This is a genomic window from Saccharopolyspora hordei (genome assembly GCF_013410345.1).
Lineage (GTDB): Bacteria > Actinomycetota > Actinomycetes > Mycobacteriales > Pseudonocardiaceae > Saccharopolyspora > Saccharopolyspora hordei.
Window position 1 is genome coordinate 4,516,431 of the sequence record NZ_JACCFJ010000001.1, and the last position, 22,938, is coordinate 4,539,368.

General features: G+C 70.5%; 17 protein-coding genes. 6 read left to right on the forward strand and 11 right to left on the reverse strand.

Annotated elements, in window-relative coordinates; genetic code table 11:
* Window positions 1-7: 7 nt before the first annotated feature.
* Window positions 8-5,017 carry a tetratricopeptide repeat protein gene (locus HNR68_RS20695; RefSeq protein WP_179723424.1) on the reverse strand — a complete coding sequence of 1,670 codons (5,010 nt, stop codon included), beginning with the start codon at window positions 5,015-5,017 and terminating at the stop codon, window positions 8-10.
* Window positions 5,018-5,251: 234 nt separating this feature from the next.
* A complete protein-coding gene (locus tag HNR68_RS20700) occupies window positions 5,252-6,286 on the reverse strand; it encodes a lysozyme (RefSeq protein ID WP_343050289.1) in 1,035 nt (344 codons plus the stop codon).
* Window positions 6,287-6,862: 576 nt separating this feature from the next.
* Here HNR68_RS20700 and HNR68_RS20705 point away from each other — a divergent pair.
* A complete protein-coding gene (locus tag HNR68_RS20705; protein WP_179725315.1) occupies window positions 6,863-9,214 on the forward strand; it encodes a Tex-like N-terminal domain-containing protein in 2,352 nt (783 codons plus the stop codon).
* Window positions 9,215-9,896: 682 nt separating this feature from the next.
* Here HNR68_RS20705 and HNR68_RS20710 read toward each other — a convergent pair.
* The 7 genes from HNR68_RS20710 to HNR68_RS20740 form a co-directional block, all read right to left on the reverse strand.
* A complete protein-coding gene (locus HNR68_RS20710; RefSeq protein ID WP_179723425.1) occupies window positions 9,897-10,352 on the reverse strand; it encodes a hypothetical protein in 456 nt (151 codons plus the stop codon).
* Between the two features lie 7 nt (window positions 10,353-10,359).
* A complete protein-coding gene (locus tag HNR68_RS20715) occupies window positions 10,360-14,109 on the reverse strand; it encodes an RHS repeat-associated core domain-containing protein (protein ID WP_179723426.1) in 3,750 nt (1,249 codons plus the stop codon).
* Between the two features lie 10 nt (window positions 14,110-14,119).
* A complete protein-coding gene (locus tag HNR68_RS20720) occupies window positions 14,120-14,821 on the reverse strand; it encodes a WXG100 family type VII secretion target (RefSeq protein WP_179723427.1) in 702 nt (233 codons plus the stop codon).
* Window positions 14,818-15,135, reverse strand: a complete 318-nt coding sequence (locus HNR68_RS20725) for a type VII secretion target (protein ID WP_179723428.1) — start codon at window positions 15,133-15,135, stop codon at window positions 14,818-14,820. Before HNR68_RS20725 ends, HNR68_RS20720 begins: the two co-directional genes overlap by 4 nt.
* A 2-nt stretch (window positions 15,136-15,137) precedes the next feature.
* On the reverse strand, window positions 15,138-15,590 hold the full coding sequence (locus tag HNR68_RS20730; protein ID WP_179723429.1) for a YbaB/EbfC family nucleoid-associated protein: 453 nt from the start codon (window positions 15,588-15,590) through the stop codon (window positions 15,138-15,140).
* 289 nt (window positions 15,591-15,879) lie between these two features.
* Entirely contained in the window at window positions 15,880-16,074 is a 195-nt protein-coding gene (locus HNR68_RS20735) for a DUF397 domain-containing protein (RefSeq protein WP_179723430.1), read from the reverse strand.
* Window positions 16,071-16,928: a helix-turn-helix domain-containing protein gene (locus HNR68_RS20740; RefSeq protein WP_179723431.1), complete on the reverse strand. Its 858-nt coding sequence runs from the start codon at window positions 16,926-16,928 to the stop codon at window positions 16,071-16,073. Before HNR68_RS20740 ends, HNR68_RS20735 begins: the two co-directional genes overlap by 4 nt.
* A gap of 119 nt (window positions 16,929-17,047) precedes the next feature.
* Between HNR68_RS20740 and HNR68_RS20745 the strand changes: the two genes are divergently transcribed.
* Together HNR68_RS20745 and HNR68_RS20750 are read left to right on the forward strand one after the other, a co-directional pair.
* Window positions 17,048-17,257, forward strand: a complete 210-nt coding sequence (locus HNR68_RS20745; protein ID WP_179723432.1) for an HC3 family zinc finger protein — start codon at window positions 17,048-17,050, stop codon at window positions 17,255-17,257.
* The gene (locus HNR68_RS20750; protein WP_179723433.1) at window positions 17,254-17,448 is read left to right on the forward strand and encodes a hypothetical protein; all 195 of its coding nucleotides are present in this window, start codon (window positions 17,254-17,256) and stop codon (window positions 17,446-17,448) included. Before HNR68_RS20745 ends, HNR68_RS20750 begins: the two co-directional genes overlap by 4 nt.
* Before the next feature lie 229 nt (window positions 17,449-17,677).
* On the opposite strand, the gene HNR68_RS20755 is transcribed toward HNR68_RS20750, so the two are convergent.
* Complete coding sequence (locus tag HNR68_RS20755) at window positions 17,678-19,237, reverse strand: SMI1/KNR4 family protein (RefSeq protein ID WP_179723434.1); 1,560 nt, start codon at window positions 19,235-19,237, stop codon at window positions 17,678-17,680.
* Between the two features lie 302 nt (window positions 19,238-19,539).
* On the opposite strand from HNR68_RS20755, the gene HNR68_RS20760 reads away from it, so the two are divergent.
* The 3 genes from HNR68_RS20760 (at window position 19,540) to HNR68_RS20770 (ending at window position 21,759) form a co-directional block, all read left to right on the forward strand.
* The gene (locus HNR68_RS20760) at window positions 19,540-19,950 is read left to right on the forward strand and encodes a helix-turn-helix domain-containing protein (protein WP_179723435.1); all 411 of its coding nucleotides are present in this window, start codon (window positions 19,540-19,542) and stop codon (window positions 19,948-19,950) included.
* A gap of 73 nt (window positions 19,951-20,023) precedes the next feature.
* Window positions 20,024-20,578 carry a M48 family metalloprotease gene (locus HNR68_RS20765; protein WP_179723436.1) on the forward strand — a complete coding sequence of 185 codons (555 nt, stop codon included), beginning with the start codon at window positions 20,024-20,026 and terminating at the stop codon, window positions 20,576-20,578.
* A complete protein-coding gene (locus tag HNR68_RS20770) occupies window positions 20,575-21,759 on the forward strand; it encodes an MAB_1171c family putative transporter (protein ID WP_179723437.1) in 1,185 nt (394 codons plus the stop codon). The genes HNR68_RS20765 and HNR68_RS20770 overlap by 4 nt, the downstream gene beginning before the upstream one ends.
* 3 nt (window positions 21,760-21,762) lie before the next feature.
* On the opposite strand, the gene HNR68_RS20775 is transcribed toward HNR68_RS20770, so the two are convergent.
* Window positions 21,763-22,380 carry a hypothetical protein gene (locus HNR68_RS20775; protein WP_179723438.1) on the reverse strand — a complete coding sequence of 206 codons (618 nt, stop codon included), beginning with the start codon at window positions 22,378-22,380 and terminating at the stop codon, window positions 21,763-21,765.
* Window positions 22,381-22,938: the final 558 nt, after the last annotated feature.

Genomic DNA, 22,938 nt, shown 5'->3' on the forward strand with positions numbered 1-22,938 from the left:
GCGGCACTCACCCGAGCCGCCGCAGCAGCTCTTCCGCCTGCTCCGCGAAGGTCTCGTCCCCGGTGCGCCGCGCCCGGTCGAGGTGTTCCCGCGCAGCGTCGAGGTCCCCGCGCTGGTAGTGGAACTCACCGACGCGGTAGGCGGCTTCGGCGATGAGCTCCGGGTCGTCGGTGTGCGCGAGGGTGTAGCCGTAGTGCTGGGCGGCTTCGGCGAGTTCCCCGCGCCAGTGGTGGAGTTCCGCCAGGTGCGCGGCGGCCAGCGCCGCCGACGGGTGCCCGAGGTCGACCAGCACCTGGAACCACGGGGCGGCCTCCTCGACGTCCCGCCGCCGCTTGGCGATCACGCCGAGGTTCATCGCCGCCTTCGCCGACAGCTCCGGGTCGTCGGACTCCCACGCGCGCAGGTTCCACGCGCGGGCTTCCTCGTCGTCGCCCTCGTGGAAGGCGATGGCCGCCAGTTCCAGCATGGCCTCGCCCGCGTAGCGGTCGTACGGGGCGGCTTCGACCAGCTGCTGGAAGGTCCGCCGCGCCTGCTCCACCTCGCCGTCCTGGTACAGCGACTGGGCCAGTGCGTAGATCGCCACCGGGGAGAACTCCTCACCGGCGCCGTCGGCCGCGTCGCGCAGCATCTCGATCGCCCCGGCCGTGTCGCCCGCGTCGCGGCGCTGGAGCCCCAGCACCGCCTTCAGCTCCGGCCCCAGCGGCTCGTCCGTGCGCTGCACGAGATCGGCGACTTCCGGGGCGTCCCAGCCGAGCAGCTCCACCAGCCGGTACTTCGCCACCGCGGCCGTGCGCTCGTCGCCGGTGGCGAGCACCCGCTCGTAGGCCTGTCGCGCGCCCGCGTCGTCGCCGCGGCGGTGCAGGGCGTCGCCCAGCGCCAGGACCGCCGCCGGTTCCGGGTCCGGCGCTCCGATCTCGACCGCGCAGCGCAGGTAGACCAGCGCCGAGTCGGTGTCCTCGGCGTCGAGGAACTCCGTGCCCGCGTCGTGGGCCCACTCGGCCACGTCGCTCTCCGGCACGACTTCGGCCAGCCGGCGCAGCGTGTCCGTCGCGGCGTGGTGGTCGCCGTTGGCGTGCTGCTGCTCCAGCACCACCCGGGCACCCTGGACCGCGTCCTCGGCCAGGCCCTCGTGCACCGCGTGGACGGCGGCGTCGACGTAGGCCGCGACCGCACCGGGCAGGTCGCCCTCCTCGTGGCGGACCATGCCGATGCCCAGCTCGCCGCGCGCCGCGATGTCCGGGTTGGCGGACCGCGCGACCCGCTCGTACTCGATCCTCGCCGCGTCGCGATCCCCCTGCGCCAGCAGCATGTTCGCCAGCCTGCTGCGCGCCGCCTCGGACTGCTCCGGCACGCCGAGCTCCGCGGCCTGGCCGAACCAGTGGACCGCGGCGTCGAGGTCCTCGGCCTGCACCGCGCGTTCGCCGAGCCAGAGCATCGCGTTGATCGCCGTTCCCGGGTCCTCCGAGGCGGAGGCACGGTGCAGCAGTTCGCCGGCTTCGGCCGCGGTCTCCCCGATCTGCGCGATGCGGCGGTGCACCACCTCGCCGAACTGCGCGGCGCTCTCGGCGGACGCCTCCGCCTGGTCCCAGACCCGGCGCGCCTCGACGGGGTCACCGGACTCGTGGTGCAGCTGCCCGAGCAGGACGCCGGCGTCCAGCGCGGGGACACCCGCCCCGGAGGTGAAGGCGTTGCGGCACGCGGACACCGCGCCTTCGACGTCGTCGAGCCGGGAGAGCAGCTGCGCGAGCAGCACCCCGGCCCGCGCGGCGTGCTCCGGGTCCGCGGCTCCGGTCGCGCGGCGGTACCAGCCCAGCGCGATCGCGTGCTCGCCCTGCTGCTCGGCGAGCTGCCCGAGCAGCAGCCGGGCCTGCGGCGCCAGGTCGGGGTGCCCGCGGTCGGCGACCACGCGGAACCACGTCCGCGCTTCGGCCGGGTCCTTCGCCGCGGCACCGAAGTCCAGCGCCAGCTGTGAGCAGGTGCGCAGGTCCTCGCCGCGGAACCCGGCCAGCAGCGCCGCCGCGCCGGGCAGGTCGGTCCACGCCGCGCACCAGAAGTCGGCCACCCGCGCCGAGCCGAACTCCTCGACCACCGCCGCGCGGGCGCCGTCGACGTCGCCCTCCGACATCAGCCGGTACGCGCGCAGTTCCGCGGTCTCGCCGCCCCGCTCCTGGTGGACGCGGAGGCTGACCTCCGGGTCGCCGAACTCCAGCGCCCGCTCGAAGGCGGCCTCGGCCCCGGCCTCGTCACCGAGGTCCCGCAGCAGGGTGCGGAGCCCCAGCGCGGCGCGGGCCTGCACCTGCGGCACCCCGGAGGCGATCGCGCGCTCGTAGGCGTCCTCGGCGAGCTCGGTCTCCCCGCGCTCGGCGAGCAGGGGAGCGCTGTGCGCGAGCGCCCAGGCGACCTCCTCCCGGTCCCCCACCGACGCAGCGCGGTCGAAGGCCTCCAGCGCGCCCTCGACGTCCGCCCGGTCCCGGCGCAGCACGCCCAGGCGCAACGCGGCCTCGCCAGCGCTGTCGGTGTCGCCCGCGGCGACCTCGGCCAGTTGCGCGTCCGCGCCGTCCAGGTCGCCTTCGTCCTGCAGCAGCCCGGCGAGGCTGCACCGGGCGACGGCTGCTTCGTGCGGTCTGTCCCCCAGCGCCGCCTGTTCCCACGCCGTGCGCGCCCGCGCTCGGTCGCCGGACTCGTGGTGCAGGGCGCCGAGGAACAGCAACGCCTCCTGCCGCCGGTCGGGGTCACCGGACCCGACGGCCAGCGTCAACGCCGCCTCGGTGAACGCGACGTCCCCCGTCGCCTGGTGCTGGTGCGCCAGGTTCAGGCAGAACTCGGTGGCGCTGCCCCGCAGTTCGGGTCGGTCGGCCAGCTCCACGAGGACGGCCCGGGCGCTGTCGAGGTCACCCCGGACCGCGTGCGCGCCGAAGGCCGCCAGCGCGGCGACCTCCGACTCCGCGCCGGCGGCCCGCTCGAAGTGCTCCAGCGCCGCGCCGGGCTGGTCGGCGAGCGCCAGCTTCTCGCCCAGCAGGTAGGACGCGCGGGGCACGAGCTCGGGGTGGCCGCTGTCGATCGCCGTCCGGTAGAGCGCCTCCAGCTCCTCGTCGTGACCGGCGATGCGGTAGAGCACCTCCAGCTTGCCGAACACCTCCGCCAGCAGCGACGGGTACCCGGCTCCCGCCGCGGTGGCGAACGCGGCGATGACGTCCTCCGGTTCGCCGTGCTCCACCAGCAGGTCGCCGAGCTGCGCCGCCGACCACGGCACCAGCAGCGGGTGCCCGCCGTCGACGACCCGCTCCAGCAGCTGCACCGCCTCGTCGGTCCGCTGCTGCCGGACCAGCCAGGTCGCCAGCCGCTGGGCGGCCTTGGTCCACACCAGCTGGTTCGGCGAGTCGACCAGCAGGTCCAGCTGTTCCACGGCGGCGGTGACGTCGGAGACCAGCAGTGCCTCCGCCCGGACCAGCTGGGCCAGGTCACGCACCTGCGGGTCGTCGCTGGCGGCGAGCTCCTCCAGCCCGGCGTCCTGGCCCTGCTCGAGGTGGAACAGCGCCTCCAGCACGGGCCGGGCGCCCGGTTCGTCGACGAGCGCGCAGCGGAAGGCGGCGTCCTGCACGAGCGCCGCCTCGTCGGAGGTCGCCGCGCGCTGGAAGGTCCGGCGGGCCTGGTCGAGGTCGCCCGCGAGGGCTTCCACCAGGCCGAGCGAGTTGGCCGCCATCGCCGACCACGTCCGCACGTCCATGTCGATGACCTGCTGGTACACCCGGCGTGCGCTGTCCAGGTCGCCCTCACCGGCCGCCTGGTGGGCGCGCAGCGCGAGCTGCCGGGCGTCGTCGGCGGCCGGGTCCGCGTCCATGACGTCCACCATGGACAGTGCGAGCTCGGCCTGGTGCGCCAGCTGCGGGTCGCCGGCCTGCGCTGCGCGGCGGAACGCCGCCACGGCCGCCTCCGCGTCGCCGCGCTCGTACTCCAGCACCCCGAGGTTGTAGGCGGCCAGCGGGGCCTTCTCCGGGTGCCCGGAGGCCACGACCCGGTGGAAGGTCTCGACCGCGCCCGCGACGTCACCGGTGTCGCGCTGCAGCTCGGCCAGCACGCCCAGCGCCTCGACGGAGAAGTGCGGGTGGCGCGTCCTGATCACCCGCTGGTAGGTCTCCCGGGCCTGGTCCACCTGCCCCAGCCGGCGCTGCTGCATGCCCAGGTGGATGAGGGCGTGCAGCCGGACGTTGGGGCGCGGGTCCTCGGCCGCCGCCCGGAACTGCTCGGCCGCTGCCGCCGCGTCGCCCAGGTCCTCCAGCACCCCGCCCAGCAGCACGTGGCCCCAGCCGAGGTGCTCGGGGTGCCGGAAGGCGATGATCCGCTCGGCCATCTGCCGCGCGATCGCCGGGTCGTCGGCGTGCAGCGCGTAGAGCTTCGCGGCGCTCAGCGACCCGTGGTGCGGGTGCCCGCTGTCCAGCAGCCGCTGCAGGATCGGTTCGGCGTCCTGGTCGCGCCCCTGCTCCAGCAGTGAGCAGGCCTGCTCGTAGGCGACCTGGAGGTACTGCTCGGTGGTGCGCTCGCCGGGCGCGGGCAGCTCCAGCTCCGAGGCGATCTCGAGCACGCCGGGGTCGTTGCTGGTCAGCGCCCGGTCCCGGGCTTCGCGGGCACCGTCGAGGTCGCCGAGCATGTGCAGCACCTGGGCCAGCAGCGCGTCGGCGCGACCGGCGGCGTCCGGGTCGGCGCCGTCGGCCGCGAAGCGCAGGACGGCTTGGGCTGCGGTCAGGTCGTCGGCGTCGAACAGCAGCAGGCCGAGGGAGATCGCGGCGAGCTGCGCGTAGATCGGGTGCCCGGAGTCGATGGCCCGCTGGTGCATCGCGCGGGCCTGCGCGCGGTCGCCGCGCTGCTCGAGCAGCCCGCCCAGCAGGTAGGCGGCGTGCGCGGCGGTGTCGAAGTCCCCGTCGTCCAGCACGGGGCGCAGCTCCCGCTCCGCGGCGGCGAGGTCACCGTTGCTCCACAGCTGCCGAGCCATGGTGACCCGCTGTTCCCACAGTGACACGCCCGCGCCTCCGATCAGGTGATCATCGTCGGCGCGAGGATATCGGTCGGCGGCTTCCCGGGTCCGGACCTTCCCCCGCTTCGCCAGGACCGGGTGACCTGCGGGTCCCGCCGCCCGCCCGGCGGGCGGGACACCCGTGTCCACACAGGACGGACGACGCGCCTGCGCACGGAGGAGCGGGCCGCCCGCTCTCGCGGACGGCCCGCTCTCGTCCAGACGGCGCGGAGGCCGTGGTCAGCGCGCCAGCTTCTCCAGCCGGGCCATGCCTTCCTGGAACTGGTTCAGGTCGGTGTAGCCGCTGATGCCGTCAACGCTGCCCTTGTCGGTGTACTGCCAGAAGTGCCAGTTGCTGAAGCCGCTGGGCACGGTCGGGCTGTCCACGCCGTAGGAGGCCAGCCACAGCGGGTGCCCGTCGAAGCTGTCGGTGCTCCCCATGCACTGCCGCCAGAACGACGGGTTGGCGTAGATGATCGGTTCCTTGCCGGTGCGCTCCTTGACCTTGTCGTTGAAGGTCTGGGTCCACTGGCGCATCTCGTCGACCGACATCCCGTAGCAGCCGCCCGAGTTCGGGTCGACCTCCAGGTCCAGCACCGGCGGCAGGGTCTTGCCGTCGGACTGGTAGTCGGCGACGTCGAGGAACCGGTCGGCCTGCGCCTCCGCGGACGACTCGTCCGGCCGCGCGAAGTGGTAGGCACCGGCGATCAGCCCGGCGTCCTTGGCACCGTGGTACTGCTCGCTGTACCGGGGGTTGCTGAAGTCGGTCCCGTCGGTGGCCAGCACGAAGGTGAACTTCTTGCCGTCCGCGGCGACCTCGTTCCAGTCGATGGACCCGTTGTGGTTGGACACGTCGATGCCCTCGACCGGCGGGCCGAGCGGGGCCTCCGGCTCGGGTGCCGGCTCAGCCGCCTTGGCCTCCGCCTGCTGCGGGGTCGGCTGCTGCTGCAGGGTGGCGTGCTGCTGCAGCACCTCCTGCTGCTGGGGGGCCTGCTGCATCGGGGCGGCCACCGCAGCCTTGTCGACCTCGGGGGTGGACGGGCCGCCGGCGGCGGTGCCGACCACCAAGCCCACCACGCCGACGGCGGCGACGGCGGCACCGGCCTGCACCGACCGGTTCCGGGACGCCCGTGCGAGGGGTTCGGGGAGCTTGTCCTGTACCGCGGTCACGTGCGGCGCGACCCTCTCCCGGAAGCGCCGCAGCAGTCGCTGCGCGGTACCAGCCTTGTCGTTGGTTTCGGGGGACATCTGTTGGTCGGGCTTCTCGGGGTTCACGTGTCCCCACACTCCAGCACGGAGCGTGTACCTGCATCGCGGTTTGTACGTGCCCAGATACCTAGATTACCCCTTCTGGGGTACAGCGGGCCGCCCAATCCGTCACGGTTCGTGACGAAGACGGGTTCACCTTCCGCGTTCGTCGTGGTCCAGGTCACAGCACCTGCGGCGCGAGCACTGGGCCGGTGGGGCCGGCTCGCGCGCGCGGGGCCGGCGTCCGGACGGGCATCGTAGTGACCACCAACGACACGCCCGCGCCCACCTCTCCGGGTGTCGCGCCCCGGCCGGTCAGACGACCGCAGCGTCCGCGCGCGAGCACGCGCCGTGGGCGGGGTGGGGCGCCCGGTGCTTCGCGACCGCAGACGGTCCCGGACCGGGCACGCAGCGCACCGCGCGGACCGGCCTCCCTCCTCCCCCAGCCGCACCGCGGCGGGCGGACCTGGGGCGATGCCGGGGGCGCGGACGTGACGTGCGGCATCCCGACACGCCGACGTGAGCGGCGACGTAGCCTGCGGTCGCCGTCCGGCAGAATGTCCGGTCGGATCTGGCGAAGATCGCAGAGAAGGCGGAATCAGCATCGTGACGACTGTTCATCAGAAGATCGCCGAGGAGCTCGGCGTCCGCGAGCGCCAGGTGCAGTCCGCCGTCGAGCTGCTCGACGGTGGGGCGACCGTGCCGTTCATCGCCCGCTACCGGAAGGAAGCGACCGGCGCCCTCGACGACGCCCAGCTGCGCACGCTCGAGGAGCGCCTGCGCTACCTGCGCGAACTCGAGGAGCGGCGCGCCACGGTGCTGGAGTCCATCCGCTCCCAGGGCAAGCTGACCGACGAGCTGGAAGCGCAGATCAACGCGGCCGACTCCAAGGCCCGCCTGGAGGACATCTACCTCCCCTACAAGCCCAAGCGCCGCACCAAGGCGCAGATCGCCATCGAGGCCGGCCTGGAACCGCTGGCCGACAAGCTGCTCGGCGACCCCAGCCTCGACCCGCACGAGACGGCGGCCGGGTTCGTCGACGCCGACAAGGGCGTGCCTGACGCGCAGGCCGCGCTGGACGGCGCGCGGTCGATCCTGGTGGAGCGGTTCTCCGAGGACGCCGACCTGATCGGCGAGCTGCGCGAGAAGGTCTGGACGCGCGGTCGGCTGGTCTCCAAGGTCCGCGAGGGCAAGGAGGACGAGGGCGCGAAGTTCGCCGACTACTTCGACTTCTCCGAGGCGTTCACCGACCTGCCCTCGCACCGCGTGCTGGCACTGTTCCGCGGCGAGAACGAGGAGGTGCTGGAGCTGGCCCTGGAGCCCGACGACGGCTCCGAGCAGGTCGGCCCCACCGACTACGAGCTGCGCATCGCCCAGCGGTTCGGCATCGCCGACCAGGGCCGCCCGGCGGACACCTGGCTGTCGAACGTGGTGCGCTGGGCGTGGCGGACCCGCATCCTGACCCGGCTGAGCGTGGACCTGCGCCTGCGGCTGCGGCAGAACGCCGAGGACGAGGCGGTCCGGGTGTTCGCGGCCAACCTGCGCGACCTGCTGCTGGCCGCGCCGGCGGGGTCGCGCGCCACGATGGGCCTGGACCCGGGCTACCGGACCGGTGTCAAGGTCGCGGTGGTGGACGGCACCGGCAAGGTGGTGGCCACCGACACCATCTACCCGCACCAGCCGCAGCGCCAGTGGGACCAGGCACTGGCCAAGCTCGCGACGCTGGCCGAGCAGCACGGCGTCGAGCTGATCGCGATCGGCAACGGCACGGCCTCCCGCGAGACCGACAAGCTGGCCGGTGAGCTGATCAGCAAGCACCCCGAGCTCAAGCTCACCAAGATCTCGGTGTCCGAGGCGGGCGCGTCGGTGTACTCGGCCTCCAGCTACGCCTCCCGTGAGCTGCCGGACCTGGACGTCTCGCTGCGCGGTGCGGTGTCGATCGCCCGCCGCCTGCAGGACCCGCTGGCGGAGCTGGTCAAGATCGACCCGAAGTCGATCGGTGTCGGCCAGTACCAGCACGACGTGTCCGAGACGAAGCTGTCGCGCTCGCTGGACGCGGTGGTCGAGGACTGCGTGAACGCGGTCGGCGTGGACGTCAACACGGCGTCGGCCCCGCTGCTGACCCGCGTGTCCGGCATCAGCGAGACGCTGGCGGCCAACATCGTCCAGCACCGCGACACCCACGGCCCGTTCCGCACCCGGCAAGCCCTCAAGGACGTGGCGCGGCTGGGTCCGAAGGCGTTCGAGCAGTGCGCGGGCTTCCTGCGCATCCAGGACGGCGACGACCCGCTGGACGCCTCGGCGGTGCACCCGGAGGCCTACCCGGTGGTGCACCGGATCCTGGACCGCACCGGCACCGGGATCCGCGAGCTGATCGGCAACACGCGGGTGCTGAGGTCGCTGAAGCCCCAGGACTTCGTGGACGACACGTTCGGCCTGCCGACGGTCACCGACATCCTCGCCGAGCTCGACAAGCCGGGCCGCGACCCCCGCCCGGAGTTCAAGACGGCGTCCTTCGCCGAGGGCGTGGAGACCCTCGCGGACCTCAAGCCCGGCATGACCCTGGAGGGCGTGGTCACCAACGTCGCCGCCTTCGGCGCCTTCGTCGACGTGGGCGTTCACCAGGACGGCCTGGTCCACGTCTCGGCGATGTCGAAGAACTTCGTCAACGACCCCCGCGACGTGGTCAAGTCCGGCGACATCGTCCGCGTCAAGGTCCTCGACGTCGACATCCCCCGCAAGCGCATCTCCCTGACGCTCCGCCTCGACGACGAACCCGGTGCCGGCGGCAAGCCCGACCGCGAAGCGGGCCGAGGCGGCGGCCGGGGCCAGGGCGGCCGCGGTGGCGGCGGCCGGAACGGCGGCCGCGGCGGCAAGGGCCGCGGCGGCCAGCGCGGCGGCGCCCCCACCGGCGCCATGGCCGAAGCCCTCCGCAGGGCCGGCTTCGGGAACTGACAACCGCGAAGGGCGCCTTGACGGCAGCACCGTCAAGGCGCCCTTCGCTCGCACCTCGATCTGGTCAGCCCTTCTCGTGGCTTCATGCGGCTCCACCCGCCACGTGTCCCGTCAACTGAGCCCGGTCTCCGCACCGTCGGACACGATGGCCGCGATCTGTTCTTCGACTCCCTCAGGCAGCTACTGACCAGTGTGACCTCCACCGACCGCGGAGCAAGCGATGTCGAAGCACGGGCGCAACAGCTCAGCAGTCCTGCTGTCGGATGCGGGAGGGGGCGAGGGGAGCCGTCGTGCTCTCGACCGCTCGCACGGCGACGGCACAGCGCTGCGCGGGTGACGGTCGGCCGATCTGAGGCCGCACCGATGTCATCTCGCTGTCCCAGAGCAGCATGGTCGCCACGGTGTCGGCGCGATGGTGGCCCAGTCGCTATCACGCCCGACGGCACGAGGCGAACCGCCGTATTTCCACTTGCGCTCGGCTGCATGCCAACCGACGTCCTTGGATCAGGTGATCCGCTAGCAGACCTCGTCCCAGGTGAACGGCGTGTCGAACCGCAAGGCCGGTTCCCCGCTGGTGTTCGCGGAGATCTCCGAGAAGCACGCGAGCACCACGCAACAGCAGGCGGCCGCAGCTTTCCACGCGATCAAGAGCCCCTGAACGACGAAGCTCCGCGGAAGGTCTTCACTGACGCAAGATGGAATCAATCTTCCTGAGCTCGCCTGAATAGCGGTCTTGCCGAAGAAGTGAATTCATGTCCTGGAAGAACTCTTTTGCGGCGCACCCCAGCCTCTCGACCAACTCCTCTTCGTCTACAGAGACCTTCCTGATATCGTCACCAGCCTCGATCGAAACCAGGACGAGCGAGCTGGGAAGTCGTTCGAACTTCAGCTCGATCGGCTGATCAGGGAAGTACGTTCGAGACGTCCCGCTGCTACGGAGATCCTGGAGCATGGTGCAGATGTAGGCCCACAGCTGGTCGACATAGTCCCACATTTCCGTGTCGATGATTTGGGTGCCATTGATTTCGAGGTCGATGGCACCCGCTAGGTAGTACTCGTCAAGGTCGCCGGGATCAGCTTCGAGCACCGGGACGAAGGCGCCATCGGGCGTCCGCAGGAGCGACTGCACACCAATCATGAGATCCTCAAGGTTTCGGGTAGAGCTGACCAACGCGGCCGCGGTTCAATCCGAGAACGTATTCTTTTCCGTCCACCACCCCGGAAATCTGGTACATTCCATTGGTTCCCTTTTCGATGAGCTCGCCCCGGTTCTGGTGCATGACCTCGACTGCGACATTTTCTATGTCCTTGACGGACATACTCCTGTCGAAGAAGGTTTGCGTCTTCTTGGTTTCCCCGGTCCAGTAGTCCGGATGATGCCGCTCCAGGAAGTGCTTCATCCCAGCCTTGTCGAGGAGGAACTGCTCGTTCCCGAACCACATCTTCCTGCTCTTCCAGTCACGCAGCGCCTCTTCTGCGCTAGTGCACTTCAACCCGAGCGGGTCGAGCCAGGTATGGGGGTTGGGAACGTACAGATGCGGGTTCACACCTCCTTCCAGACCGATCGGGTCACTGCTGCCGTACCGCCCGGTCACCGCGTCGTAATGGCGGTGGAAGTTGTAGTTGAAGCCCGTTTCCGGATCAGCGTACTGGCCCGGGAAGCGTAGCGGAGTGTAGACGCCGGTGCGACTTCGGTCCGTTGTGACACCCCACAACGTGGTCCGGTGGTACCAAGCGATGCCGCCTTGGTCGTTCACCAGTTCTGTCGGCGTGCCGACAAGGTCAGTGACGATCGAGTAGAACTGCTCGTCAAACCACTGCTGGGGCGCGTCGCGGAGCTGCGAGCGTTCCCGCTGGACCAGAGGACGAAACGTGCCAGGTTCGTAGTCCCACACCATCACCCGGCGATCGGCCAGCTGCGGGCCGTTGGGCACACCGTCAGTGTGTGCCTGTTCCACGAGAACCGTGTCGTCCCAGGTGAACTCAACTTGCTCAACAATACCTGAGCCATCCGGCGTCAGCCGCTGTTTCGCCACCCGGCGTCCGAGCGGATCATAGCGATAGCGCCAGCGTGCCCCGGTCGGGGTGAGGACTTCGACCAAGCGGTCATCAGCATCCCAGGAGTAACGCCAGGTTTCTGGCTTGTGAGACAGGCGCTTGCGCTGGCGCAACACGACGCGACCTTGAGCATCGTACTCGTAGCGAACCCTGCCCGCGCGGCGGATCAGGGTACCGCTGTACTCGCGGTCACCAAGCGCTTCGGCATCCGCACCAGGCGACGTCGGCCATGAGGCGTGAGTGAGGTTGCCCGCAGCGTCATAGGCGTAGCGCTCGGTCCAGCCAGTTCCAGCGACGACGGTGACACGGCCTGCTCGGTCGAGTTCGAACGTGCGCGAGCCGATGAGCTTGTCGTCTACGCTCGTCAAACAACCGTCAGCGCGGTAGGTGTACGAACGCTGCTGGATCTGCCGCCCGGCCGCCCCGGTGACTGTCTGCGAAAGCAACCGGTGGTTGGCGTCCCATGCCTGGGTGAGGACAGCCGTCGGTCCCATCTCCCGCTGGATCTCATTGCCAACGCGGTCGTAGCCGAAACGTAGCGTGCGCCCGGCCATGTGCAGGGCAACGGGCCGGCTGTTGGCGTCGTATTCCCACACGCTCTCCGCACCGGAGGGCGTGTGCCGCCGGATCCGGCGGCCCAGTGCGTCATAGACCGAGGCAACGGTGCGACCGTTGATGGTCTCGGCGAGGACGCGCCCGGCCGCGTCCCTCTGGAAAGTCACCCGCGTGTCGCCGTCCATCGCTTCGACCAAGCGCCCCAATGGGTCGTAGGTGAACGTCGCTGTGACCGCACCGCTGCGACGCTCGACGACGTTGCCGAAGGCATCGCGGGCGAACTGCGTGGTTTCGCCGACACCGTTGGTACGCGCGACCAGCTGCCCGGTGGCGTCGTGCTGGTAGGTGACCACGCGGCCGTTGAAGTCAGTCTCCCGGATCAGGTTGCCCACCGCGTCGTAGTCGTAACGCCACACTGCGCCTAGCTCGTTGGTGACGCACACGAGGCGCAGTTCGGTGTCGTAGCCGAACCGCAGGCGTGTGCCGTCTGGGCGAATCTCTTCCGACGGAAGGTCGAAGTGCGTGAACTCAGTGCGTGTTTCCTGCCCCAAGACGTCGACGTGGACCCGTAGGTTTCCTTCCCCGTCGTAGATCCAACGCTCAGTTGCACCGTCCGGCAGCGTTCTCCACGCAGGCTTGCCATCGACGGTCCAGCCGAGTCGCGTGACAGCACCCAGCGGATCGATCACTTCCGTGACGTGGCCAAACGGATCGCGCACACAACGGGTTGTGTTGCCCTGTGGATCAGTCAGGGCCACCGGCAAGCCTGCCGCATCCGTCTCGATACGCCGCACGTTGCCCAACGCATCTGTGATGGTCGTCAGATGCCCGCGATCGTCATAGGTGTAGCTGGTGACCGCCCCGACGGGATCGATCGATGTGATGAGGTTGCCGCGCTCGTCGTACTCCCGCCGAGAGACCGAACCATCCGGCGCGATGACGGCAACTGGAAGACGAAGAGCGTTGTACTCGGCGCGAGCTTGGCTTCCGTCCGGTCGCGTGACGGCGATCAGGTTGCCATCATCGTCGTAGTCATAACGGACCGTTCGGCCGAGAGGGTCTGTGCGCGAGAGCAGTTGATCATGCTCGTTCCACTCGAACCGGGTCTCGGCACCCAGTGGATCGATCTCGCGGATCGTTTGGCCCGCTTCGTTGAGGTGGTAGGTGGTGCGGGCGCCCTGGGAGTTCGTCCACGTGGTGATCCGGTTCTCGCGGTCGTACTCCATCGTGCCGCTGAGGAAGCCACCAGACCCCTCACCAGCCACCACACGACCCTCGGAGTCGTAGGTGAAGCGGTACCACGCGTCGTTGCGGTCCGTCCAGCTGGTGATGCGGCCGGCGTGGTCGTAGGTGAACCGCATCGGCAGGCCCGACGCGTTGATCACCTCAGTGAGCCGTTGCTCTTCGTAGACGTAACGCATGAGCGCCACGTCTTCGCCGTTGTCGGCTTCGCGGAGGTGCAGCGCCCTCACCAAGCCGTCCTCGGAGTCGACGCGGATGCGGTAGCCACCCGAGTGCCGCACTTCTACCGCTGTTCCGTCGGCATCGCGGTCGAACTCGATGCGGTGGCCGTTGCGGTCCACGACCGTCGCCAGCCACAGCACCCGGTCACCCGGGGAGAAGAGCAGCTTCCGACCGGTGTCGTGTTCGGTGAGGGTGTAGCCACCGTCTTCGCCGCGGGTGAGCTCATGGCGCGAGCGAGCGAACCGCACCGTGGCACCGACCGCTGGAGTCGGGGCGAGCAGCAGCTTGCCGTCTTCCGCGGCGAAGGACACACCGGCGCTGGTCAACTCCAACCGCTGGTCCAGGGTGGACGCCCAGGAGGGACCGAAGTGCTGTCCGACCCGGTACGACGACAGGTGCATCCGCTTCAGGACCAGGGGGAGGACCGCCTGCAGCTCCACGTCGACCTGACGCAGGACCATCTCCCCGGTGGCGACGTCGATGGGATCGCCCTGGGTGTTGCGGTTGTCCGCGTCCCTGGTCGGGCTCTGCGGGTCGTCGGACCTGTCGTGCAGCGGGGTGTCGTCCTTGCCGCCAGGCTTCGTCGAGTGCGGGTCCGACGTGTTCGTCTTCGGCGGCGGTGTGTGGCCTGCCGGGGTCGTGGGGCTGTGGCCGTTGGAGCCGGCGCGGCCTGCGGTGGCGTACTGGTGTGTGGCGTCTTGGGCTTTGGAGACGCTGGAGCTGGCGTCTACGTGACCGACCTTCTGCGATGGCCGCGTCTTGTGGGAACTCCCGCCGGTATCGCCTCCACCATTGCCTCGGGGCCTCTTCGGTGCCACGGACTCCCCCTCATCCGTTCAAGAGCTTGCTCAGGTTCGTGAGGCTGTCGATCAGGCTCGTGACGTAGGTGAAGATGCGGCCGACCCACTTGACCACCGCGGAGGTGATCTGGGCCGCGATCACCGGGATCGTCACCACGAAGATCGCTTCCGCCGCCCACACGATCACCCGTGCCACCAGGTCGGCGATGAGGTCGCGGACGATCTCCCGGGTCATCTCCACCAGGCCGCCGGCGCCTTCGGTGGCCGAGGCCATCGCTGCCGAGATCGCGGCCAGACCGCCGATGGCCTCCACGTTGTTGGCCATCATCGCCTGGTAGGCGTCGGCCGCCTCCCCCTGCCAGTCGGGAAGGTCGTTCTCCAGGCTCGACTTGAGGTCTTCGGCCATGGAGCCGAGTTCCTCGGCCATGTTGTTCCACGTCGCGGCGTGGGACCTGACCACGTCCGGCATGCCGGTGAGCTCGTCGAGGATCTCCCGCAACGGCTCGAAGTACTCCATGGCCCAGCCGATGCCGTTGGACAGCAGCGCGCTGAACGGGTCGAGCACGGTGGAGGCGACTTCGAGCCCCAGCCCCATCCCGGCCAGCGCGCCGGACACCCAGTCCTCGTTCTGGATGGAGGTGACGAGCCCCTCGACGCCCTCGGCCAGCCCGGAGCCGGTCCACGGCTTGCGGGTCGATTCGACCGGCGCGACCAGCGCACCGTCGCTCATGGCATGTCTCCACCGGAGGCTTGGATGAGGTCCGCGTGCTCCTGGTCGAGGCTCTCGTAGTCGTCCGCGGTGGCGCGCAGCGACTCCGCGGCCAGCGAGAGGTTCTCCGCCACGAAGTCGATGAGCTCGTTCTGCCGGGCGTGCCGGCTTTCCAGGACGCCGGCGATCCAGCCGCAGAGCAGGCCGTAGGCCTGGTCGTCCTGCTGGATGTGCGCGCTGGCGGACTTCACCGCGTCGAAGCGGGCCTGGATCTGTTCGACCTTGCTCGCGTGCGCGCGGATCTGCTCGGCGCTGACAGCGAAACCGTCACCCATGGTCACCACTTCTCCAAGAAGGACTGGTTCTCGGGGTCCTCCTCGACATCGGGCTCAGGGGCGGCCTTCTTCTCGGCCGGTTCGGTGCGCAGGTGGTTGCCGACGGATTCCGCGATGGCGCGCGCTGCCGGGGACTCGGTGCCCACCGTCTCGGCGATGATCTCCTGGGAGCGGTCGGCCAGCTGGTTCTTCGCCGCGGCGAGGGTCTCCATGATCGTGCGCGAGACCTCGTCGGGGCGGGTGCTGGTCATCTTGTTGGTCAGCCTCAGGTCGACCAGCGCGCCCGTCGAGTCGATGGTGAGCTCGACCAGGCCCTTCGGGTCCGTCGTGGTGACCCGGACTTCTTGCAGCCGGTCGCTCATCGTCTTGGTGTCAGCGGCGAGCTTTTCGATCCGGCCCTTCCACGCGGCCAACCGCTCGCGGGCTGCGTCCGGATCGAGGATGTTGCCGTCCATGTCCTCCCCCCCAGGTCAGAGGTCGTGAGTGCATGAACCGGTTGGAGCCGGTCTGGGCACTCACGAGCCCATCGCGGTCGGCTCTCGTCGTTGGGACACAAGGCGTCGCAGCCGCGAGCCTAACCAGCAGGGAACAACCGTGGGGACGGAATCGATCAATTCGCCCACCCAGACCGCAGGACGTTCCGCTGGATGACGCAACGCGACAGGGCCGTCGATGCGGCCGTTCGGAGTCGTGAGTGCGTGGACCGGCTGGAGCCGGACTACGCACTCACGACACCCATCGCGGTCAGCCGTCGAAGCGGCCTGCCTTGACGGCCGAGACGAACAGCTGCCACTGATGAGCCGTCGTCGTGAAGTAGCCGGCCTCCCGGTCCTTCGAGTCCCGAACCGCCGCGCCGTCATCGACCCGACCGACCTCGACACACGCAGTCTGCTGATGTGAACGGCTTGACTTCCGCCAGCCAGTCGGCTCCCGCGTCATGTCATGTTCTCCATCTCCTCGGCGACCTCTGCTATGAGCTTGACCGAGTCGTCAGGGCTCATCGCCAGCCCGCGCAGCGTATCTGTCGCGCTTCGATAGGCATCGGTTTGTTCGCGCTCGTGGAGGAACACAGCAGATGCGTACTGCTCCAGGTGAACGATGGGATCCGCCTTCGGGAACTCGAACAAGATGTAGGAGCCGTGCAGTGCCGGGTGCCAGATGTTCAGGTCTGCCGGGATGACTCGCACGGTGACGCTCGGCCACTCCGACATGGTCACGACCTGCCGGAGCTGGTCGGCCATGACCACCGGTCCACCGATCTTGGTGCGCAGCGCCGTCTCCATCACGAGGAACGTGAAGCGCGGCCCCTTCTTGCGGGTCAGCACATCACGCCGCCCCACGCGCAGAGTCACGCGAGTTTCGAGGTCTCCGGGAGACTCGGTGCCAGACGTCATCACTGCACGGGCGTAGTTTGAGGTCTGGAGCAGACCAGAGATGACGAACGGTGAGACTTCCGTGATCTCGCTGGCCGTCTTCTCGAACTCGATCAGCGTGGTCAGCTCGTGGTCCGCGCTTGGGAGACCGGGAGAGAGCCAGTTCGTCCGATCCGCTCCGCGGGCCAACTCGATGACACGCTCGCGCTCAGCCTCCGGAACCCCCAGCGCTGCAAGCACACTGGCCACGAACTCGGGCGAAGCAGCGGTCTTCCCACTCTCGCAGCGAGACAGCTTCGAATGGTCCATCCCGAGCCTGCGCGCCAGTTCGCGCACGCCTACGTCATGTTCCTCTCGCGCTCGTCGCAGCTCAGCGCCGACGATCCGGGCCTTCGGACTTCCTCCGGTGGTGCGCGTCATGCACCAATCCTAGCTCTTCAAGACCACGTGTGGATCACCGAATAGTGGAATTGTGCAGGGAAAACGTGGTGGTGCACTCTGGTGCACACCAGTTGCACCAACTATTCCTGGGGGCGCCGATGCATCCGTTCCACTGGGTGCCTGCTGCTGGGCAGCGGCACGCGAGCTGCACCGAGAAGCCCGTCGGGTGCGCCTACCCGACCGGGACGCAGGTGACGACGCTGTGCCAGCGGGACGTCCGGGCGGACAACAGCGAGGTGGCGTGGTTGTGGGCCACCTGCGCCGAGTGCAACCGGGAGGCTCGGCGGCTCGCCGGTGTCGAGCCGTGAGCACCAGGACTGCCGCGCTGGCGACGTTCCTGCGCCGCGCCCAGTGGCTCCTCGACGACGTCGCGTTCCTCGCGGGCGCCGGTCGCCTCGACGCCGACCAGGTCGACGCGACGGCCTCCGCTCTGGAGGAGGTCGTCCGCCTGCTGCGCGAGGTCCGACCGACCGTGATCGACCAGCTGGGAGAAGACTGATGTCGCTGCTCTGGCCCGAACACCCACCGCTGGAGCTCCAGCAGCGCGTCCTGGAATCCCTGCGACGCCTCTAGGACTCGGCTCGATGCACCTCCCCCGAGCGTCGAGCCGCGCGGCCGGGCGGTTTCGCCCCCTCCCCGACCCCGCCCGGCCGCACCCCATTGGGTGAGGAGTGAAGGGCATCTTTCGCCAATCCAGTTGGCGAAAGGTGCCCTTCACCTCGGAAAGATCACTTCGTGGTGCCGGTGACGGTGTGGAGGGGGAGCCGGTGGCCGGTGAGCCATTCGGTCCAGTCCGCGGTGTCGCGGAGGGAGCTGGTGCCCGCTCGTTCGGCTGCGGCGAGGCGGGGTGGGCGGAGACCCGCACGGCGCAGCGCGTCCCACTGCTGGGCGTTGAGGACCAGCACGCGCAGACCGGGCAGGTCCGCCAGCGGGGCGAGGTCCGCGGCCTCCACTCCCGAGAGGTCGAGCCGGGTGAGGGACGGCAGGGTGCGCAGCACCGTCAGGTCCACCGCCTCGGCGGAGCCGGCCAACTTCAGGTCCCACAGCGTCTGCTGGTGCGCCAGGGCGTCGAGGTCGATGCGTCCCGCCTCAACTGCCAGGCACTCCAGGGCGGGGAGGTCGGCCACCGACGGCACGACCAGCTTCGCGCGGTTGATCCGCAGCTCGCGCAGGGTCCGCAGCGGCGCCAGCGCCGCCGGGTCCAGCTCGACCGCGTCGTTGAGCACGAGGCGCTGCGCGTCGTGGGCGGTCTCGACGACCTCCGCCAGGTCCCGGCTGCCGAAGTCGTGGTAGACCCGCTCGCCGAAACCCCCGCCCGCGGAGCCGGCGTGCGTCTGCAGGTAGTCCGACTCGGGGTCCTCGTCCTCGTAGTCCCCCTCGCGGAGCGCGGTGACGACACCCTCCAGCAGCTCGGTCACCGAACCCGCCACGTACTCCGGCGGACCGGGGACGTCGCGCCCGTACTCGAAGACCTGGCCCGGCCTGCCGTGCTCGGCCGGGTCGAGGTCGACGGCGAGGTTGTTCATCGCGAAGTCGGTGGCGAAGGTGATCCACCAGTCGTTGCGGGACAGGCGCTTGATGGTGCCCGGCGGGTTCGACTCGAAGACCACCGCGTCGTCGAACGGCCCGTCGTTCCAGCCCAGCGAACCCGGCTGGTGGTACTCGACGACGTCGTCCAGCGGGTAGGGCGAGAACCGGCCCAGCAGACCGGTTTCCGCCGCGTCGTCGCGGGTCATCCGGTACAGCGCCCGGAGGTCCTCCGGCAGCCTCACGCCCAGGTCGGCCTCGGCCGCGGCGATCTCCTGCTCGGAGTAGCCGGGGCGCAGCGCGGGCGGGCGCCCCTTGATCTGCTCGTACCGTTCGACGAACTCCTCGAACAGGGCGGAAACCTCGGCCAGCACGGCCGGATCGGTGGGCGCCCCGGTGTGCGCCGACCCCGGCGGCAGCGCCATGCCGGGCAACGGGTGGTTGGGCAACCGGAAGTCCTCGTCGAGCACCACGCGCGACTCCGACTCCAGGTCCGTGCTGTGGGCCAGCTCGAACCGGCCGGACTCGTGCACCACCAGCTCCACGACCAGCGGCCGGCTCCCGGACGGCACGGGGAGCAGTTCGGTCAGCGCCGACTTGGCGTCGAAGAAGTCGGGTTCGAGGTCGACCTCGACACCCACCGGGTACGTGATCCGCGTCGCGCCGCCCCCGATGCGCAGCCACACGACCGCAGGTCCGGTGTGCCCGGTGCGCACGCCTCGCGCCAACCGCCGGGCCGCCGCCTGGAGTCCCGTCGTCATGCGCGGGATTGTCCTCCTGCGCGCGGAGGGGACCGAACCCGACTCCCCCTCCGGCCCGTGGAGGGCGCAGAACACCCACGTCTGAGGGGTGCTCTGCGCGCCTCCTCGACGGGGACCACGGTGGAACGATCGAGGCTTGCGTGCCAGGCAGGACGCGGTGAACACGCCCCCGCCACGCCCGGCCTGGCACACCCCCAGCACCTCGATTCCACGATCGTGGAATCTCGACAAACGTTAGTCCAAGATGCGAGAATCCGTCAATCGGCGAAACGGTCCAAGCCCGGTGATGTCGGAGTGATGTGATGGAAGACGCTGGTGCTGCCCTGGCCGAGCGGCTGGCGTGGTTGCGGGAGAACTTCCCCAACCCGGAGACGGGGAAGCCCTACGAGGTCAAGGCGATCGCCGCAACGACCGGGATCTCCGTGTCACAGCTGTACAAGATCCTCTCCGGCGAGTCCCCCAACCCCGGCTGGCAGCACCTGAAGGCGCTGGCCGGGTTCTTCGGCGTCCCGCTGGACACGTTCGCCGACACCGAGCACGGCGAGAAGGTCCGCAGCCAGCTGGCCACGCTGGTGGAACTCCGCGGCCTCAAGGAGGACGGCGTGGAGTCGGTGAGCCTCCGCGGCCTCACCCCCGCCCAAGCCGACCGCATCCGCGGCGTGGTCGAGGACCTGCGCCGCTCCAACACCACCTCCGGTCACGATGGCGCATGATCGGGATCACGAGTCGGAGCCGATGCCGTTCCGCTGCGCCCGGCTGGTGTTGGTCATGAGCGACGATCACGACGTGACACGGTCCCAGCAACGCGACCTCGCCGCCCGGTGCCAGGAGCTGGCCGCTGCCCTCCCACTGCCGTCGCCGTGGGACCTGGACACCTTCATCGCCGAGCTCGCCGAGCTCCGCGGCCGGCCGATCGAGCTGCGCCGGGTCTCCTCCGTGGAGTCCGAGAGCCCGTGCGGGGCGCTGGTCTCGCTCTCCGACCGGGACGTCATCGGCTACGTGCCGAGCACGCCCCTGCACGAGGAGCACATCATCCTGCACGAGGTGGGTCACCTGGTGTGCGGGCACTCCGACACCAAGCTCGCCGACTCGCCGCTGGTCGAGGCGCTGGTCCCCGACCTGCCGCGCGAGCTGGTGCAGAGCGTGCTCGGCCGCTCGGCCTTCGACGCCTCCACCGAGCAGGAGGCCGAGCTGGTGGCCAGCCTCTACCTGTACCGCGCGGGTCGCGCGCCGGCGCCGCTGCGCCGCGTGCGCAAGCTCGACGCGAAGTCCGGCCGGACGCTGCGGGAGATCCAGGCCACGTTCGACAGCGCGCGGCGCAGTCCGGAGAAGCGCCGATGACCAGTGTCGTCCTCCAAGCGGCGGGGACCATCGCGGTGCTGGCCGCGATCGCCAAGCTCGTCCAGTCCCGGCGCTCGCTGACCCCGAGCGTGCTGCACCTGTGCGGCGCGATCGGGGCGGTGGGGGTGTCGGCCGCGCTGGTCGCCCAGGGGACCCTGGACTGGGTGGCCACCTGGGAGCCGGTGCCGAACCTCGGTCGCCTGGTGGCGAACCTGCTGGCCATCGTGGCGGCGGTGTGCGTGCACGGGCTGCTGGCACACCTGCTCCACGAAGACGCCGAGGCGCGCCGCGTGGTGCGCGTCCAGGTGGTGGTGGCCGCGCTCGCCGCGGTCGTCATGACGGTGCTGCTGCTGTCCGCGGGCATCCCGTTCGACCCGGACTTCCTGGCCGCGTTCGCCGACCGGCCGCCGGTCGCCGCCTACCTCGTGGTGTTCTCGCTCTACATCGGCTGGGCGACCCTGGCGTTCGGCTGGTTCCTCCGCCACTACATCTCCCAGACCAGCAGCCGCTGGCTGCGGGCCGGACTGCGCACCATCCAGGCGGGGTGCGTGGCGTCGGGGTGCTGGGCGGCGAGCAAGATCGCCGTCGCGGTCTGGTCGGCAACCGGTCACCAGCCCGGGATCCTCGACCCGATCGGCGGTGCGTGCGCGGCGGCGTGCGTGGCGCTGGTGGCGCTCGGCGCGACCATGCCGGTCTGGGGCCCGCGGGCGGTGCTGCCCTGGACGTGGTGGCGCGCCAAGCACCTCGACCGACGGCTTCGTCCACTGTGGAGCCGAGTGGCCGAGGAGCTGCCGCAGATCACCCTGCCCGCCGGGGCGATGGGGTCCAACGCGCAGTTCGCGCTCTACCGGCGGGTGGTGGAGGTCCGCGACGCCCAGCTCGTCCTGCGCCCCTACGTGCACCCGGAGGTCAGCGCCTGGGCCCGCCGGGCGGCCGAGGACGCCGGGCTCGACGAGCGGGCGGCCCACCAGACCGCGGAAGCCGCCTGCCTGGTCACCGCGCTCGACGCGCACGCCGCGGGCCACCGGCAGGACCCCGACGAGACCAGCGCGCCGTACCGGGGCGTCGCCTCGGACACCCACACCGAGGCGCGCTGGCTGATCGAGGTGGGCCGGGCGATCGAGCGCTCACCGATCGTGTCCGAGGTGCGGGAGCGGGCGCGCGCCGACCTCCCCGCGTGACGGTCAGACCAGGGCGGCGAACACGCCGCCGCCGACGACCGCGCCCACGACCGCGCCGACGACCACCTGGGCTGCCGTGTGGTCCTGCAGCCGCACGCGGGACCACGAGATCGCCGCCACCACCAGCAGCAGGGCCCAGCACACCGGGTGGAAGAGCACCGCGAGGACCACCACCGCGCCCGCGGCCACCGCCGAGTGCATCGAGACCTTCCACCAGACCGTGATGCCCCCGGTGACCAACAGCGACACGATCATGGCGATGTCCAGCGCGACGAGCAGCCACGGCGCGTGCAGCAGCACCAGCAGCCCCAGCCCGACCAGGCTCATCACGAGGAGCGCGACGAACGGCACGAACCGGCCCGCCCGGTCGCGCACGTGGTGGCTGTCCCAGCGCCCGGTGCGGGCACCCCACACGATGACGCCCATCGGCAGGACGCTGCTGGTCACCGCGACCAGCAGGCCCCACCCCAGCGCCGGACCGACGGCGGCGGTGGCCCGCCACGCCACGGCCAGCGGCAGCAGCACGACGATCACCCAGGGCGCGAAGACCTCGGTCAACAACCGCGCCACGCGGTCCTCGGTCGTGCGCGCTGCTGCGGTCTCAGGTGCTGCGTTGGTCATCGCTTCCTCTGACGCTCGGACGGGCACGACGGAGTGTCACACACGCGCCTTCCCCGGCCGCGCGCGTGTCCGGTGCCGTCGCACGTCACACCGTCTCGTCCAGCGCGGAGACGACCAGGCCGACGGCCAGCGCCCCGACGGTGAACAGCGCTGGAGCGAGCCCGGCTCTCGTGGCACAGCCGGGCCGCCACGGACACGGTGGCACCGACGACCACCAGCACCGGGGGCACGGCCACCGCCGCCACCGGCCAGTTCGCCGCCGCCAGCTCGGCCGGGGCCTCCCGCCCGCGGTCGACGGCGACGCGCTGCGCCACCACCTGGGCGTACGGCCGGGCGACGAACAGCACCCGCCCCGCCCGCGATCGTCAGCGCCGTCTCCGCTGCGCCGCGGTGCTCGTCGGAGATGGAGTCGAGCGCGGGCAGCAGCACGATCGTGCCGTGGACCGCTTCGGCGAGGCGGCGACCTCGCTCGTGCGGCACCGCGCGCTGCTCGGTCCTCGACCTCGTGGCCATGGCGCCAGGGTGGGCGAGGCGGTCGTGGCGGGACCAGGGACTTCC